This is a genomic window from Marinibactrum halimedae (assembly GCF_021234875.1).
In the GTDB taxonomy this organism is placed as follows: Bacteria; Pseudomonadota; Gammaproteobacteria; order Pseudomonadales; family Cellvibrionaceae; genus Marinibactrum; species Marinibactrum halimedae.
This window is the reverse complement of record NZ_JAJQVM010000022.1, coordinates 16,717-33,319: the sequence shown is the minus strand read 5'-3', so window position 1 is coordinate 33,319 and position 16,603 is coordinate 16,717. Positions and strand designations below refer to the sequence as shown.

Here is a 16,603-nt window from a genome sequence, read left to right as displayed (position 1 = left end):
TCCTTTTATTATTGATACCGTAAAGGGTGATTGAATAGGGTGATAAAAAGGTGAACGTTATAACAGGGGCCCGGTATAAACGTTTGGGCCGGTATCAGTGAGACGACTTGCCAGACAGTGATGAATCACTAGGCAGCGTCAGTGTAAGTGCCTGACGCAACGTTTCACTTATGGCTTGTAATGCCAAGAGTGCTGCACTGACAGGCAATAGGCTTTTTAGTAGAAAAATAGCTGGAATACCGCCAGGTTCTGAAGAGATTTCACCAATAGCCCAACTGCGGGCTGCAAAAGGAAAGCTCAAGAAGAAAATTAACGCACATAATGGCAGCAACAAGACCAATGTGCCGGTTGCATCTATCCAAGCGCGTTGCTGTTGTGAAAAGTGTTGGTAAAAAATATCCACACGAACGTGTTCGTTGTGTTTCAGGGTATAGGCCATACCCAATAAAAAGACACTGGCGTGTAGGTAGGTAACGGATTCTTGCAGCGCAATGGAACCCAAATCAAAGCCATATCGAAGCACAACGACGATGGCGGTGATAAGCATCATCAGAGGGATACACCACGCTAAAAACCGGCCAGATGCATCAGCAAAGGCATCGAGCGTGTTTACACATGTTGTCACCAAAAACCGACATTTTGCGGATGAAACCTGCATGTCATTTCCCAGTATTAGGATCGTTATTATTGGTTGAGTATATCGTAAAAGCCTTTGGCGAACGTACAGGGCGCTGTCATTTTTATGTCATATTTTCGTCATAAAATACAATATTGGTTAATTACCCTGCACTCTATACCTACCTCACGATGGTTCTCATTACTCACAACATTGAGTATCGAGAGTGAATCTTTCACTCGTTTGGTTTAACCCAGTAATCATGCCATTGCACATCAACACTATTACACATCAATACTTAGGAGGAAACGTGCTCAAAGCGTTGTGTATCGCCGTCGTATTGTTCGTTGGTACGTCTACCTCTGTCAGTGTCTGGGCTGCCCGTGATTACATTGAAATTGTAGGGTCTTCCACAGTGTATCCTTTTGCGACGGTTGTGGCGGAGCGATTTGGACGAGCGACACCGTTTAAAACCCCCAAAGTGGAAGCCACCGGTTCTGGCGGCGGCATTAAGCTGTTTTGCCAAGGTGTGGGGGTTGGCCACCCTGATATTGCCAATTCTTCGCGGCGAATCAAAGCGCGAGAGTGGGAAGATTGCCGCCGAAATGGAGTGAGTGACATCGTTGAAGTCTTAATTGGATACGATGGTATTATTATCGGCCAAGCGGTGGACGCTGATCCCATTTCTCTCACTCAGTTGGATGTGTATCGAGCATTAGCCAAGCGAGTGCCCAACCCCAATGGGAATCACAGTTTTGTGGATAACCCCTATCGCACCTGGGCGGAGGTCAACCCTGCTCTTCCTGATCAACCTATCGAAGTGTTGGGGCCCCCGCCCACCTCGGGTACGCGAGATGCGTTTGTGGAATTGGTGCTCGAAGCGGGATGTGACCAAGTACCTTGGATTGCGGCGATGAAATCAGTGGATGAAGACCAGCACAAAGCCCTGTGCCATGCGGTACGTGAAGATGGTCATTTTGTGGAAGCCGGTGAAAACGACAATTTAATCGTGCAAAAACTGAATGCGAATCCGAAGGCATTGGGCATTTTCGGGTTCAGTTTTCTGGATCAAAACAGTGATTTGATTAAAGGGGCGATGGTAGAAGGTCATATCCCCAGTTTTGACACTATTGCCAATGGCGACTATCCCATTTCTCGACCCTTGTATTTTTACGTCAAAAAAGCCCATGTGGGTGTTATACCCGGTATTAAAGAGTATTTAATGGAGTTCACCAGTAATAAAGCCTGGGGTGATGAAGGTTATCTTACAGACAAAGGCATGATTCCATTGCCACCCCAACGACGAACCTGGGTTGGGACGTCCGTGAGAAGTCTGGAGCCAATGGCCCTATGACGATTTCTTCTTTGTTTGCGGTCATTGCTGTATTGATGTTTGCTGCCTACGCCTGCGGGTATCAGCGCTCTATTTCTCGTGCCACCTTGGTGGGAGGGCAAAGGCACTTACATTCCTTACCCCTTTATTATGGATTGTTGACGTCTTTGTGGTGCGCGATACCCAGTGTGTTGCTTATCGGCTTGTGGTTGGCAATGGACGATATGGTCATACAACACTTGGTGGTGCAATCCTTACCTCTGGCAGATCAAAACTTGCCCGAAGCTGAGTTAGGGTTGCTCGTGAATTCGGTTGAGAATTACGCAGAAGGCGTGACCAACCTCAGTGGTGAACGTGCCTCTGTGATTGCGGCGGCGGCGGAGCGACTTAATGAATTGCGAGGGTTAAGCCGCAAGGCGTTAACGGTGGTTGCGGTGGCAATGGCGGTGGTGGTTGCGGTTATCATTTGGTGGCGTATCTCACCAGAGGTACGGGCGCGCAACCATGTGGAGCGGGTTTTCCGTGTGGCACTGTTATTGGCCTCTACGTTCGCGGTGGTCACCACCATTGGCATCATCTTATCGGTTGTTTTTGAAAGTATTCGATTTTTTCAATCTGTACCCCTGACCGAATTTATCTTCGGCACCCATTGGAGCCCTCAGATTGCGTTACGTGAGGGGCAAGTGGGGGCGTCTGGTGCATTTGGCTCCCTACCCTTATTTGCCGGTACGCTGTTGGTTTCTGCTATAGCGATGGTAGTAGCGGTGCCCACAGGCTTAATGGCGGCCATTTATTTGTCGGAATACGCCACAAAGGGCGTGCGTAATGTGGTTAAACCTATGTTGGAAGTCCTTGCGGGCATCCCCACCGTTGTTTATGGCTTTTTCGCAGCACTCACGGTTGCGCCCGCCATAAGGAGTGGGTTTGGTGTAATCGGGGTGGATGTCTCTGCTGAGAGTGCATTGGCCGCTGGTGCCGTCATGGGCATTATGATCATTCCGTTTGTGTCTTCGTTGTCCGACGATGTCATTAATGCGGTGCCGCAATCGTTGCGAGATGGCTCGTTGGGCTTGGGGGCCACTCAATCAGAAACCATCAAACGAGTGGTGATTCCTGCAGCGTTGCCTGGGATTGTGGGCGGTGTATTGTTGGCGGTTTCCCGTGCTATTGGGGAGACCATGATTGTGGTAATGGCCGCCGGACTTGCGGCGAACTTAACTGCTAATCCACTGGAGTCGGTTACCACTGTTACGGTGCAAATCGTCACTTTGTTAGTCGGTGATCAAGAATTCGATAGCCCGAAAACCTTAGCGGCGTTTGCGTTGGGCTTAATGTTGTTCATTGTCACTCTCACGTTAAATTTCATTGCATTGGCCATCGTACGGAAGTATCGAGAGCAATATGATTGATCCTAAATACCGTACCGATGACCATTATGATGACGACTTGTCGATGCCCCCTTCTTCGCCGAGTTCCATTAATAGCACTATCAATAGCACTATCGAGTTGGTGAATAAGAACTTAGCGAAACGTTACGCGGCGGAAAAACGTTTTCAGGTGTATGGCATCTTATCCATCGCCTTTGGTTTGTTTTGCTTATTGCTGTTGTTTACCGACATCATCAGCAAGGGCATCGGCGCCTTTACCATCCATTACGTACAATTAGAAGTGACCTTTGATGAGTCGGTATTGGATATTAACGATTCGTCGGATGCCATGCAGTTAGCATTGGCTGATTATCAGGGTGTTGTGCGTGAGGCACTGAAAAAGCGATTTCCCACTGTTACGCACCGACCCGAGCGTCGACGGCTGTACAGCTTGGTCAGTAACGGTGCTACCTACCATTTACAAGATTTAGTGCAAGAAGATCTGAGTTTGCTCGGACAAACGCGCACATTGTGGGTGTTGTTAGACGACGATGTGGATACCTACTTAAAAAGCAGAGAGGATCGCAGTGGCCCCTTCATTGGGCGTCTTAAATCGGAACAAATTGAATGGATAGAATCGCTGTATAAGGAAGGTGAGATTGAATCTAGGTTTAATCGATGGTTTTTTACCTCAGGAGATTCACGAGAGCCGGAAATGGCGGGTATTCGAGGGGCATTTATCGGGTCATTGCTGACATTACTGGTGACTTTGGCGTTGTCGTTCCCGGTGGGGGTGGCCGCAGCGGTGTATCTTGAAGAGTATGCGCCGAGAAATCGTTGGACGGATTTAATAGAAGTGAATATCAATAATCTCGCGGCCGTCCCTTCCATCATTTTTGGTTTGTTGGGGGTGGCGATTTTTATCAACTTTTTCTCTATGCCTCGTTCTTTGCCTCTAGTAGGAGGGTTGGTGCTCACACTGATGACCTTACCCACGATTATTATTTCCAGTCGTGCAGCCATTAAAGCGGTACCTCCTTCCATTCGTGAAGCGGCATTGGGTATCGGGGCTTCCAAAATGCAGATGATTTTGCATCACGTCTTGCCTTTGGCCATGCCTGGAATGCTCACCGGCGCCATTATTGGCATGGCTCAAGCCTTAGGTGAAACCGCACCGTTATTAATGATCGGTATGGTAGCGTTTGTTGTGGACATTCCCACAGGCATCACTGACCCGGCTACTGTCTTGCCGGTACAAATTTTCTTATGGGCAGACAGCCCTGAGCGCGCCTTCACGGAGCGAACCTCCGCCGCCATCATGGTGTTGTTGGCGTTTTTGATCATCATGAATACCCTGGCGGTATGGCTGCGTAAGCGCCTGGAACGTCGTTGGTAAGGAGACACTATGGCCTTTAGTAGCAATGTGCGTGGTAACAATGTACGTGGTAACAATGTACGTGGTAATAATGCTCGTGATAGTAGCTTACGCAGCAATAACACGCGCGGTAATAACGGCTTACGGAACAAAAACGTTTTATCTCAAGCATTACAAGGGGGCATCAACGACTATGGGCGTGATCAACGCAGCGAAACCGAAGTCATTCGTGAAATTGATACGGTTGGTGTGCCTTTGTTGGATACCGCAAAGATGTCCATGCGTGGTGTGGACGTGTTTTATGGGGAAAAACAAGCCATCGTCGATGTGACCATGGATATCGGCAAAAATGAAGTGATCGCCATGATTGGCCCATCCGGCTGCGGCAAATCCACTATTCTTCGATGTTTGAACCGGATGAATGACACCATCGATCACTGCCGTGTGGAAGGGGGCTTATTTCTGGAAGGACAAGACATTTATGACCCCAAAATGGATGTGGTGCCGTTGCGAGCCCGAGTGGGCATGGTATTTCAAAAACCCAATCCTTTTCCGAAATCCATTTACGACAATGTCGCCTATGGCCCACGTATTCACGGTTTGGTTTCTCGTCGCATCGAGCTGGATGAAATTGTGGAACTAAGCCTGCGTAAAGCGGGTCTGTGGGATGAAGTGAAAGACCGGCTAGATGGCCCTGGTACTGGCTTATCGGGCGGACAGCAACAGAGGTTGTGTATTGCTCGCACCATTGCGGTGAGCCCGGAAGTGATTTTAATGGACGAACCCTGTTCGGCCCTAGACCCGATCGCGACAGCGAGAATTGAAGAGTTAATTGCGGAGTTGTCACAGAACTTTACGATTGCCATCGTTACCCACTCTATGCAACAGGCGGCGCGAGTGTCGCACAGAACCGCTTATTTTCATTTGGGTAAATTAATCGAAGTCAACGATACTGAAAAAGTGTTTACCAATCCCGATCATCAGTTAACAGAAGCTTACATTACGGGTCGCATTGGATAACATGCCCGGCGCTTTGTTACCTACCAATCACTGAGCGGTTTTTCGGCCATTATTCCTTGGTCATTTTTGATGGGTCATTATTGATTGGTAAGTAGAAGGGCCACTTTCGTCTAACGTTTATTTGAGGACATAATGGACAAACTGCATCTTGATCAACACATCTCGCAACAATACAACGCTGATCTTGAAGATCTGCGAACAGAGTTGTTGGAAATGGGTGGCATGGTGGAAGAACAGGTTCGTGATGCCATCACTGCCATTAGTAATGCCGACGGTGAGTTGGCTGAGCGCGTTTTGGTGGTAGAAGACGAAGTAGATCAACGAGAAATTGCCCTGGATGAACATTGCACATTAATTCTCGCTCGTCGTCAGCCTGCGGCATCCGATTTACGCATGGTCATGGCAGTGTCCAAAATTACCCGTGACTTAGAGCGCATGGGAGATGAGGCTCAGAAAGTAGCGCGTATGGCCATCGCGTTGGTGGAAGATGGCTCGGGCTCTCAGGGGTATGTGGAGCTTCGCCATTTGGGCAACAGCGTCCAGACCATGGTGCACCAAATGTTGGATGCCTTCGCCCGTTTCGATGTGGAAACGGCGATGAATGTGGCCAAAGAAGATAAACAAGTCGATAGAGAATATCGCTCTGCCACCCGTGAACTGATGACGTACATGATGGAAGACCCACGCTCAATTAGCCGAGTGATGAATGTCATGTGGGCATTACGCTCTTTAGAACGCATTGGTGATCATGCTCGCAATATTGCTGAGCATATTATCTATCTGGTGAAAGGATTGGATGTTCGACACACGTCGATGAAAGAGATTGAAAAGCAGTTGCGTGAGCGGCCTTAAAAAGGGTGTACTTCACCCCATGAGGGGCGAGGCCCCACCGTCATTGAAGTATTTAATACTTTCAGTGCTTGGTGGACTCGTTCTCAGGGTGAAACAGTTTGCGTAGCTCTGTGGCGGTGAGATCCCACAACATTCGCAGGTTTTGGTAGCGGTGATCCACTTGCTCAATGTATTCCTCAAGGTGATCAATGGCATCGTGTTGCCGTGTTTCGTTCCGCGTCGTTAAGGTTTTTTTCATCTCCATCAGATGTTCCTCCAGTTTTTTCTAATGCTGTTTTCCATCGTTGTTTGGCGTTTTTAGAGATGCTCTTGTTATCTCACGCTCTTTTATTCCTGTGATCATATGACCTAGGAGATGGTCACCAGCGATGGGTTTTCCCCCCATTTAGACCTTCTTTAAATACAAGTAGACCCTTCAGTGCGAACGAAAAAACGTTCAATGTGAACCAAAGGTTGGGATATCAATCGCGCTATGAGAGCATAGGTAAATGATAGATATCGATTGTCAATACTTTGTATATACATAAAGTATCATTTACTTCTTCTTTTTGCCATGTTAAACGGAAAAAATGAGTGGTATTTGGCAGATTTTTTAGAGTGAATGGCGTTATCTGAAGTGAAAATGAATGAAAAAGACGATTTTTAGTGATGAAACGCAGTATTCGATGTGATGTGAGTGGCTAACAAGAGCAAATTGGTAAACAAAAGGAAAGAGGTTTTGGCAGGATTTCCTAGCTCAATAAAGTTGAACTAGGAAAGCACGAAGTTGGTGTCTTATGGCTGTTGAGAGTCTCGGTATTACAGCCCGAGAAGCTGACTGCCAATAATTAAGATGGCAGGTACGGCAAAAAAGACCGTGACAATGTAGGCCAGTACATAAAACTTATTTTTGACAGCGGCAGCGGCTAAACCTTCGGCGGCCTTAATCGGTAAATCTCTCAAAAAGGGTAAGCTGTAAATCAGTACTACTGCGATGAAGTTATACAGTAGGTGAATCAAGGCGATCTCCAGCGCAAATACCGCATTGGCCCCGGTAATGGCGGTTGCCGCCAGTAGCCCGGTAATGCAGGTGCCGATATTAGCCCCCAAGGTGAATGGGTAAACTTGTCTTAAAGTGAACACGCCAGAGCCGGCTAAAGGGACTACCAGGCTAGTTGTGGTAGACGATGACTGAACGAAAACGGTCATCACCGTACCTGAAAAAATGCCGGAAATGGGCCCACGACCCACCGCAGAGTGCAGAACTTGCTTGGCTTTACCGACCATCAATACTTTCAACAAACGACCAATAATGGTGATGGCAGTAAAAATAAGCACCACACCTAAACCGATCATGATCATCCCAGAGGCCACATCAGGCAACGGCGCTAGTACGGTGTCTTGAATCAGCTTGACCGGTGGGCTGACCAACGGCTTGATAAAATTCAACCCCTTCATAGACATGGAGTCTGCCCCCACCAATGAGGTGGCAAAGAAGGCTCCTAGCTTTTCCAACAGGCCGAACATAATTTCCAGCGGTAGGAAAATGACGACGCTGATCAAATTGAAAAAATCATGAATGGTGGCTGCAGAGAAGGCCCGTTTAAACTCATCGCCATCTTTAATATGCCCTAAGCTCACGATGGTATTGGTCACGGTAGTACCAATATTGGCTCCCATCACCATTGGAATGGCAATGCCCACTGGTAAGCCACCAGCGACAAGCCCGACAATAATGGAGGTTACGGTACTGGATGATTGGATCAGTGCTGTAGCAACGGTGCCGATGACTAAACCCGTTATAGGGTTGCTCGCGAAAGAAAACAGCTCTTTGGCCTGATCCCCCGCTGACATTTTGAAGCCACTGCCAATCAGCGAAACCGCGACTAGCAGTAAATACACCATCAGAGCCACAAACACCCAATTTTGCCAGTTCTGTTGCGTGGTTTGCTCTGCGGCTTTTTCCGCGCTGGTTTGCTGAGCTGGAGAAAAAGGCATAAATTTTTACAACCTAATTTTTTACAACCTAAGTAGAGATAGATTCCTGGCTTATCTGCCTTTATCTTGTCGTAATTATGGCCGATCTGTCAGGGTTCGCGTAGTCGACGAGTACGTAATTATCAAGCTTGGATATGACGTATTTGTTACAAAATTATTGCACAGCCCTGAGTTTATGCGACAAAAAACAGAGCCAAAATGTCGTCTACTTTTCTAAAAACGGCGGCATAGTATCATTGCGTGAATCAAAACGTCACCGTTGACATTAAGGGGTTTTTAAGAGCCTAAAATCAGCCCTTTACCTCACATGAAAGCCCTTGATTATTGGGGTGAGAAAATGTCAATACATTGAATATACATTTTTTATACATTGAATATACATTTTTTATACATTGAATCTTTCGGCTTACTCCATAAACAAGCCCGTTACCAAGATCCACAACGCAAAGAACAACTTCAAATTGAACCCACCGAGCTTCTGTGTAATCAGTCGTGCCACATAACCGCCCACAAAAGCGGCTTGGCCAGCAAACAAAAACACTTCAATGGAAACCGATGGTACTACCCAAGTGTGTTGAATAATGCCGGTGAGCACGGCAATAGCGGAGGTGAAAACCCCCATGGCGACCGCTACAGAGGGATGAAAGCGTAAAAAGAACATAAGAAGCGCAATGCATTCCCCAACACCAACGGATATCCATGCCGTGACCATCCCCCCGAAAAAACCTGCAACAATCAGCAACAGTGTGCCAGACCATTCCAATGGAGGGTGTTCCAGTAACTCGCGGGTGCGATTGATTAAGGTATAGGCAAACAAGGCAATACCGAAAACGATTGAAAACCAGCGGAAGAATCCAGAGACATCAGAGGGAGGCAGTTGAAAGGCATATTGGCCTACCAATACCCCTGCAATAGTAGAAATGCCACTCCACCAGCACAGCATTTTCAGTGTGGATAAAAATGCGGGATGGTCATGATGCATTTTTTGAAGCTTGTTCAGCCATGATACCGAGCCTGCTGTCATACCGCAGCATTGAATCGCCATGCTGGTCGCCACAGCTTGCAACGGGGTAAAGCCATGCGTAGCGAAAAAAGGAATAAAGATAATTCCACCACCGGCACCGGTGGAATTCGCCACCAGTGCGCCACATAAACCTAAAAAGAAGAAATACCAATATTCTTGTATCAAATGTGCGGTGCCATCGTTCCACGTCAAAATGGCTGAATAAAAGGCACAAAACCCCAAAACATACACCACAATAAGAGGAAGGCTGATTCGTTGGGACAGAGGGGTTGCCGATATCGCGAACGCGTCGGGCTCATTTGAAGGGGAAGGTAAATTCTTTACATCCATTTTATATAGACTTTCCATAAGAGGCGGATTTATTAAAACGACGTTTCATTGACACCAAATGGCCTCATTATCAATACGATATGTCGCAGTAATCAAGTTTAATCATAAGCTGAGAGAACTGTTTGAACAAATAGCTATCTCTTATTAATTGCTTTTTCTTCGGAGAGTATTATGAGTCCATGAATATTGAAGTTTTTAATATTCAGATGATGGAAAGGCATGTAGTGGCGTGTTTATATGATGAAATCTCTACGAATAAAGGTTTGAAGTGGTGCGTCATTTCAGAAAGCACCGCCGTCAGCCAAATCGAAACAAATTGTCAGAGCATGTAGAAGTTAGCCCGTGAGAGCAATAATCTAAAATAAGAGTGTCTCTGAACTCCCTTTGTAGTTAAGAGTGAAGCTCATACAATCATCAAAATCAATGGCCATAGTATCGCCCTCGGGCAAAGTGATAACGCCGCTTCCGTTGGCGATGTTACCGTTCTCGCAGTGGGCTAGCTCAGCAAAATCTAAGCCGGCAAGTTGGTTATTGTCTAATAGCAGGTTACCCTTCGAATGGGTTTCGGAGAAGGAGTCGTCTTTCGATAGGTTGAAATGAGCCGTATGGTTTTGGCCATAAAAGGAATATTCACAAGCGAGTTGTTCAGTATCACTCATACTGGATTCACAAGACGATTTCATATCAAGCGATCCTTGTCCTGGTGCACCTATTCGGCTATGGGTAAATGAGAATTGGTAACGCTCTTCAACAGAGTTTTGGGTTTCGCTGATAACATCCACCAAAACATTCACATTGCCCTCAATTGTAAATTGAGCACCCTCACGGTTGTATTGGCAGAAGTTATTGTGCTGTAACGACCACTCCACATTAATGGGGTAAGGCCCCTCTTCTCCTGTTGTGGTGTGCATCATTGTTTCGGCGTTGCCGCCACACTCACCAGAAATACTGGCGGCAGAGTCGGGAGTGGCAGTTTCTTCGCTTGTATCGCCAAACATCGCGCTATTGACCGTGTTCATACTGGCAGATTGAGTTTCCGGTTGGACAAAAAACTCAGATGTTGCCGGAAAGGCGCTGGCCATACGTACGGTTTCAACAGCGCTTTTGGCAATGGAGACAACATTAGCAGGGATAGCGTTAGTGTCGGTATTGTCAGAAGAGTGATCGTCATCATCCCCGCCACAGCCCACTAAAATAGTCGAAAGAGCGATAACAGTAACGAGTGACTTATCCATGAGTGTGTGCCTCATTGTGAGCGGTTGGCCGAGATGGGTGATAAAATAAAAAGGAGAGGGTAACAATTCATCAGTATCATGGCGTGAATTGCATTCTCAAAATTTACAAAAATTTAAAAAATAATGAGACTTTTTTACGGTTTTTGTGTGAACTGTTTTTGTTTGTATGGAGAGGTTTTTCTAGTTAGTCTTAATTTCAGTCGCAATGCCGTTCCAAATAACGCCGCTCTTTTGGTATTTGGCTTCATCAGTGAGCAAATTTCCTGTCATCGAGTTTGCTCTCACTATTTTTTAAACTTAACCGCCGTTCCACTTACGCTCACCATCATCATTCCGCCTTGCTGGCCAACGACTTCATAGTCAATATCAATACCAACAATACCATCAGCGCCAAGATCTCTTGCTTGATTTTCCATTTCTTCAAAAGCGATTTTTCGAGCTTTGCCCATCTCTTTCTCATACGCTCCTGCCCTGCCACCGACGATATCGCGAACCGCACCAAAGATATCTTTAAAAATGTTGGCACCTAAAATGGCTTCACCAACAACAACGTCGAGGTAATCTTGTATTTCTTTTCCATCGACGGTAGAGGTAGTTGTTTTTAGCATGACTGCTTCCTTTTCTAATTAATTAACGAGTAATGAGGGTGTCATCAAGAAATGCATGACTCGAAAATTGTTTTTATATTTTATTTGTCAATCTTCAATTTTAACCACATCACCAATTAATGAAACGCCTGCCATAACTGCTCCAGCACCACATTGGAAGTGTTCATTGCTAGACACCAAATTACCACGGTAGATGGATTTAATATTGATTACAGCATTGCCGCCTTCTTGAATTGCTCTATTTTTTAGAGAAAGTAGGGTAGATAAGAAAACCCATTGGCAAGCAGATTTATCGGTTTTACCAAACGCGTTGGTTTTTTTTCTTGATCTGTATTCACCGAAGTTTTTAACAACCTTTCCATGGGGTTCTGAGCCGAAGTAAAATTGAATGTTGTTCCCTAATTTATTTTTGATTTTTTCTACCGACAGGGCCTCTTCTACAGAGTAATTACCAATGGTGTCCCGTGCTAGGGCGTGATTGGAAATAAAAAAGGCACAAAAAATAATGCTGAGTGTTACTCTCACAATTTAACTCCTATTCCAAAATAATGTACAACTTAAGAGTCCTGTCACAAAAACCTTTGCTGTAACAGGTATTTGTTAATTTGATACTAACACGGCATGGGGGTGGCGAGTTTCTTTATATTATCGAATCAGAGAAAAACTGTCGTGCAAGATAGCCAAATTGTTAATTAAAATTAATTTTAACGACATTGGCGGTGGTGGTAATAAAAGTGATGGTAAAAATAGTGGTAAAGTAGTTCAATAAATACACGGTGCGCATTGCGCACCGAGAGTGTTGTCGCTGAGGTTGTGGCTGAGATTGTAGCTAAGGTTTATCCGAGTTCGTTAATTGATTGAGCAATTACATTATTGACTACTGAGCGATGGGAGCAAACACAAAGCCCAATTGGTCCAGTTCGTCTCCTGCGCGCCCATAGGTGCCTACGATTTGGTAGCCGGCTGGGGCGTTTGTGGTATAGCGTTGATCGGTGGTTCGGCCACCAGACAGCGTATTGTTTTTGCTGGTAGTGAAGTGGGCGTAAAACACCCTTAATTTACCGTCTTTTTTACCTATGTGAATTTCAGCGGAGGTAATGTATTCATTGTCGCTTAGCGTAAGGATTGTTTCTCGACCCCCATTGCCGCCGTGCTCTAGTGTTTTTGTGGTGTTGTCTGTACTGGAGCGTGTGACAAAGCCGATCTGATCAATACGTCTACCGGCGCGTAAAACCAGTTGTTCGACTTTTACGGTGCCGGTTTTCCACAGCTCGTTTCGGTCATCAAATTCTGACCCTCCCTCTTTGTTTCCCCAGTGTTGGCTGGTTAAGTACAAGTTGCCAAAGTCGTCATTAAATGACGGTTGAAAGGTCGGGGTTTTTGGCGCGATTCCGTTAATGTAATCCTCCACCAAGCCGATGCGAATGGCGGCATTGGCCAGTGTTCGAAGTGAGCTTTCTGCGGCTTCTTCCATATTGGGTACACGAACGTTACCACTGTTGTCCATTTGCTCACCCCAGCGTAAGTCCAGTTGTGTCCATGGTTCTTCACCGGTGATAGGCTCAAGCTGATTCCAGGTTTCCCAGAGAGGTTGAGTGTCGCGCTGTGGATCATTCTCAAACGTCAGTGTGCCGCTGTTGGCGGTGGTGTCTACCTGCTTTACCCAAGTAATCGGGTTGCCGGTTAAACTGCCGAGTGCAATGCCGGCTGCCGTTGCTGCACTGCCCAAGTCTGCTTGGGTAAAGGTCCCTTCATAGGCGTAATTCGCGTGGCTGTTTAAGGCAGAATACACCACCGGGTGAGTATCCGATTTGATTAAATGGGGGTCGTTGTCGTAACTGTACCAATTGCCTTTTCCGTGGCCTGATAAAAATACACCCATTGCGTTTTGTGTTTGATTATCGACACGTACGGTAACGTGTTCCCAATCGCCTTCGTGCCGGCCAAAATTACACACAGGCACATTGCGAGTGTGAGTAGACACGCGCGCATAAACGTAATAATTAACACGCAAATAAGCACAGCCGTTGTAAGGGTAAAACAACATATATTGAATGTCGGTGTAGGGTTTGCCTTCATCTTCCATTAAGCGTACATACACAGGTGCCTTAACAACGCCGTTAATCACTGGGTTACCGTTACGAAAGTCATCATTGATGTCGATATAATCGCCGGGTTGAAGGTCATGGGCCGTAATATTGTCTAATTGAGAGAAAATAATATTTCCACCTTCATCTTTAATGGTGGCATTTGCCAATGTTTTTTCAACACTGGTGGGCATACTTGAATCGTTGCGATGCAGTTTTATTAAAGGCGCATATTTTTTTACGGTTTCATCACTGATGAGCGTAGCCGCAACGCTGTGTAGAGAAAAAGTGGAAAACGATACTAACGAAAGAGTGAAAGTTTTAGTTAGCAAAGAACTGATGCGTTGCTGAAACGTCATAGGAGCCTCATTTTTTGATTTTTTAAGTGGGTGCGATGTAAAAATCAATGACCTCATCTTGGCGCGATAATGAACGCTAAGATGAGGGGCAGAAAGCCTAAGAGGCAATTTAGACGTTTTGGGGTATTTTTTGTGACGCTTAAATGAAATTTTTATATGATAAAAGTTACTGAAATATTTCTTCTTTATTTTCTCCGTGTAAAACAGTAATGGACTCTGGGCGTCCACGATGTTCTCCTTCGGTATTAATGCGGACACGACCCAGCCCACCGGTATTGAGTAGGTGTCCTGCTGTTGGTTTTTGCTCTTGTTGGGAAAGACTTATAGGTTTGCGCGCTTTAATTTTCATGCTACGACGTTTGGTAAACCAATTTAATGGGGATTGGCTGGCATAGAGCACACGATCAAGATAATCAAACACAGTTAACAATTTATCAGGGAATCGATTTTTTAAACCGCTACAGGTAATTTGCCAAATACTGGGGCTGCTTTTACTAAACCGAATTTTCACGTTGTAGGCAAAGGAATAGTGCACATCGCCAGAGAGAATAATAAAATGTTGGGGTGTTTTCGGGTGGCGAAAAATATTTAAAATTACATTGGCAGTGCCTGGGTGCGCCATCCAGCTTTCGGCATCCACCACTAATGCTTGGCCTAAAAAGGTAAAGATTTTTTGGATCGTTTCGATGAATTTTACCCCGAAAATAGGAGCGGCAGACACCATAATTACCGACTCTTCATGAATTAATTCTTGTTGCAATTTAGACAGCATTTCCCAATCCATCAGGCCAGACGGTTTTTCGGCATTGGATTCAGAGCGCCATCGATTGGTTCGGGTATCTAATACCACGAGTTTAGGAAAGGTCGGTACGGTGTAGTCCCATTCTTGTATGGCCAAAAGGTGGTCGATGAGATCATCGTGATTTTTATAGTGTGGTGTTTGATGGTGTTGAAATAAATTCAGAACCGATTCGGTGGTTTCTAGGCTGAACGCTTCTGGGTGATTTCCCCATCCTTGCATTAACCAATAGCCAATGAGCGCGTTACCAATTATCCGTTTGGAAAACGGGTTGCCGTACGCAGACTCTTCCCAGGCGCGGTGTAAATTCCAATCGTCGGTAATGTCATGATCGTCAAAAATCATGTACACCGGCAAGTGGGCCATGGCCCGTTGTACTTGGGGCAAGCCTTCTACAAAGCGTTCTATAACCGCTTTTTCTTTGGCATAGAGCTGTTGAATCTCTTCTTCAGTGCTCGGCTCGGTGAGGGCGGTGTTGTCTAAGTCTACCCATTGCCACGGAACTGGAGACCACACCAACAAATACATGGCCAATACTTCAGACAAGGTAATTAAATGATTTTTAGCGTACACAGACGTAAAAATCGGCTTTCGAGCACCCTTGTAAAAACGCTCGTATAAATCGCGATTTTCGTGAGTTTTGGGTAACAATGTATCACGCCGGTAATAACATTCTGGACTGCTGAATAAAGAGGTCGAATCGTTAATGGTCGCGCCTTCCCATTGCTCATTGTACAAACCCAGCCGTTGAATCACTTGATGAATGGCCACTAAGGTAGGCCCGGCGACATCATCGGCGTAAATTTGGTCACCGGTCATGAGTAAGAGATCAGGGCGTGATGAGGCGTTGTCGTCACTCTTGAAAGAGCGTTCTATTAAGCAATCGGCCTGAAGTAAATTATCGTCGCCTTTAAAATGTGGCTTTCGACATGAGCCATGTACCACATCACTAAGGGTTGTTTTGATGATAAAGCTGGGTCGGCCGGTTGTGCTTTTATTAACGGAGTTGTTCTGTTCCAAGTAACTTAGATGCGGCAATTCCTTGGTCAGTGAAATAGAGTAAGCAGTCTTTTCTTCACGCTCATTATGGTTGTTTTTGTTGTCGTTATTGTTTTTTTTATTGAGAGAACGAGAGTTTAAATCGTATTCAATTACCGTGTCTTCAGGCAGCGGTTGATCAAAATGTACATTAATAAAGTGGATAAACCCATGAGTGCCCACTTGGATTTGCGTATGTTCAGGATGACTGTTATTGGTTTCAGTATGGGCAATAAGGTCACGGGACAAAAAAGCGGTGTCGCTTCCTGGTTCAAATAAAGACAAGTTCCAAGACCGAGAATCGGTCGTGAAGATCCACAAAACCAGTTGGTTGGGTAATAAGCGCCGTAATATAGGCCCCGCCACGATCATCGGTGGAACGGATTCACTGATATTGTGTGGCTGGGTGTCGGTATTTTTATTGAAGGTATCGGTATTGGTTGGTGTATCGATGTCAGTCATTACTACTTTTCCAAAACGGCTTTTTCAAAGCGATATGTTCAAAACGGCTTTTTTAAAACGGGCTTTCAAAAAACACGCCATAAAAATCGTTATATCATGTATCCCACGTTCGCTTGTTGGA

At 45.7% G+C, this 16,603-nt stretch carries 14 protein-coding genes; 5 read left to right on the top strand and 9 right to left on the bottom strand.

Going from position 1 to position 16,603, the window contains the following annotated elements; translation table 11 throughout:
- Positions 1-94: 94 nt before the first annotated feature.
- Entirely contained in the window at positions 95-658 is a 564-nt protein-coding gene (locus tag LU351_RS13285; RefSeq protein WP_232594571.1) for a TRAP transporter small permease subunit, read from the bottom strand.
- Between the two features lie 220 nt (positions 659-878).
- Here LU351_RS13285 and LU351_RS13280 point away from each other — a divergent pair, with 220 nt between their 5' ends.
- The 5 genes from LU351_RS13280 (at position 879) to phoU (ending at position 6,563) form a co-directional block, all read left to right on the top strand.
- Positions 879-1,970, top strand: coding sequence for a PstS family phosphate ABC transporter substrate-binding protein (locus tag LU351_RS13280; RefSeq protein WP_269783454.1), 1,092 nt, complete (start codon positions 879-881; stop codon positions 1,968-1,970).
- Positions 1,967-3,358, top strand: a complete 1,392-nt coding sequence (gene pstC / locus LU351_RS13275) for a phosphate ABC transporter permease subunit PstC (RefSeq protein ID WP_232594569.1) — start codon at positions 1,967-1,969, stop codon at positions 3,356-3,358. Before LU351_RS13280 ends, pstC begins: the two co-directional genes overlap by 4 nt.
- A gap of 67 nt (positions 3,359-3,425) precedes the next feature.
- On the top strand, positions 3,426-4,712 hold the full coding sequence (gene pstA, locus LU351_RS13270) for a phosphate ABC transporter permease PstA (RefSeq protein ID WP_232594626.1): 1,287 nt from the start codon (positions 3,426-3,428) through the stop codon (positions 4,710-4,712).
- A 9-nt stretch (positions 4,713-4,721) separates the two neighbouring features.
- The gene (gene pstB / locus LU351_RS13265) at positions 4,722-5,711 is read left to right on the top strand and encodes a phosphate ABC transporter ATP-binding protein PstB (RefSeq protein ID WP_332840160.1); all 990 of its coding nucleotides are present in this window, start codon (positions 4,722-4,724) and stop codon (positions 5,709-5,711) included.
- Positions 5,712-5,843: 132 nt separating this feature from the next.
- Positions 5,844-6,563, top strand: a complete 720-nt coding sequence (gene phoU, locus LU351_RS13260) for a phosphate signaling complex protein PhoU (RefSeq protein ID WP_232594568.1) — start codon at positions 5,844-5,846, stop codon at positions 6,561-6,563.
- Between the two features lie 61 nt (positions 6,564-6,624).
- Here phoU and LU351_RS13255 read toward each other — a convergent pair whose 3' ends face one another.
- From LU351_RS13255 to LU351_RS13220, 8 genes are all read right to left on the bottom strand, one after another.
- A complete protein-coding gene (locus tag LU351_RS13255; RefSeq protein ID WP_232594567.1) occupies positions 6,625-6,807 on the bottom strand; it encodes a hypothetical protein in 183 nt (60 codons plus the stop codon).
- Between the two features lie 554 nt (positions 6,808-7,361).
- Positions 7,362-8,540 (bottom strand): Na/Pi symporter, encoded by a 1,179-nt coding sequence (locus LU351_RS13250; RefSeq protein WP_232594566.1) that lies wholly within the window; start codon positions 8,538-8,540, stop codon positions 7,362-7,364.
- A 406-nt stretch (positions 8,541-8,946) separates the two neighbouring features.
- Complete coding sequence (locus tag LU351_RS13245) at positions 8,947-9,894, bottom strand: sulfite exporter TauE/SafE family protein (protein WP_232594565.1); 948 nt, start codon at positions 9,892-9,894, stop codon at positions 8,947-8,949.
- A gap of 356 nt (positions 9,895-10,250) precedes the next feature.
- Positions 10,251-11,129 carry a hypothetical protein gene (locus LU351_RS13240; RefSeq protein ID WP_232594564.1) on the bottom strand — a complete coding sequence of 293 codons (879 nt, stop codon included), beginning with the start codon at positions 11,127-11,129 and terminating at the stop codon, positions 10,251-10,253.
- A gap of 284 nt (positions 11,130-11,413) precedes the next feature.
- Positions 11,414-11,737, bottom strand: coding sequence for a heavy metal-binding domain-containing protein (locus LU351_RS13235; protein WP_232594563.1), 324 nt, complete (start codon positions 11,735-11,737; stop codon positions 11,414-11,416).
- Positions 11,738-11,824: 87 nt separating this feature from the next.
- Entirely contained in the window at positions 11,825-12,262 is a 438-nt protein-coding gene (locus tag LU351_RS13230; RefSeq protein WP_232594562.1) for an excinuclease ABC subunit A, read from the bottom strand.
- A 352-nt stretch (positions 12,263-12,614) separates the two neighbouring features.
- Positions 12,615-14,183 (bottom strand): Vps62-related protein, encoded by a 1,569-nt coding sequence (locus tag LU351_RS13225; RefSeq protein WP_232594561.1) that lies wholly within the window; start codon positions 14,181-14,183, stop codon positions 12,615-12,617.
- Positions 14,184-14,349: 166 nt separating this feature from the next.
- Positions 14,350-16,482 carry an alkaline phosphatase D family protein gene (locus LU351_RS13220; protein ID WP_232594560.1) on the bottom strand — a complete coding sequence of 711 codons (2,133 nt, stop codon included), beginning with the start codon at positions 16,480-16,482 and terminating at the stop codon, positions 14,350-14,352.
- Positions 16,483-16,603 lie beyond the last annotated feature (121 nt).

Bases quoted from the DNA above. Each gene is read 5' to 3' on its own strand.
- LU351_RS13280 (WP_269783454.1), top strand. From the start codon at position 879: ATGCCATTGCACATCAACACTATTACACATCAATACTTAGGAGGAAAC.
- pstC (WP_232594569.1), top strand. From the start codon at position 1,967: ATGACGATTTCTTCTTTGTTTGCGGTCATTGCTGTATTGATGTTTGCT.
- LU351_RS13250 (WP_232594566.1), bottom strand. From the start codon at position 8,540: ATGCCTTTTTCTCCAGCTCAGCAAACCAGCGCGGAAAAAGCCGCAGAG.
- LU351_RS13245 (WP_232594565.1), bottom strand. From the start codon at position 9,894: ATGGATGTAAAGAATTTACCTTCCCCTTCAAATGAGCCCGACGCGTTC.
- LU351_RS13285 (WP_232594571.1), bottom strand. From the start codon at position 658: ATGCAGGTTTCATCCGCAAAATGTCGGTTTTTGGTGACAACATGTGTA.
- LU351_RS13235 (WP_232594563.1), bottom strand. From the start codon at position 11,737: ATGCTAAAAACAACTACCTCTACCGTCGATGGAAAAGAAATACAAGAT.
- LU351_RS13240 (WP_232594564.1), bottom strand. From the start codon at position 11,129: ATGGATAAGTCACTCGTTACTGTTATCGCTCTTTCGACTATTTTAGTG.
- LU351_RS13220 (WP_232594560.1), bottom strand. From the start codon at position 16,482: ATGACTGACATCGATACACCAACCAATACCGATACCTTCAATAAAAAT.
- LU351_RS13225 (WP_232594561.1), bottom strand. From the start codon at position 14,183: ATGACGTTTCAGCAACGCATCAGTTCTTTGCTAACTAAAACTTTCACT.
- LU351_RS13255 (WP_232594567.1), bottom strand. From the start codon at position 6,807: ATGGAGATGAAAAAAACCTTAACGACGCGGAACGAAACACGGCAACAC.
- phoU (WP_232594568.1), top strand. From the start codon at position 5,844: ATGGACAAACTGCATCTTGATCAACACATCTCGCAACAATACAACGCT.
- pstB (WP_332840160.1), top strand. From the start codon at position 4,722: ATGGCCTTTAGTAGCAATGTGCGTGGTAACAATGTACGTGGTAACAAT.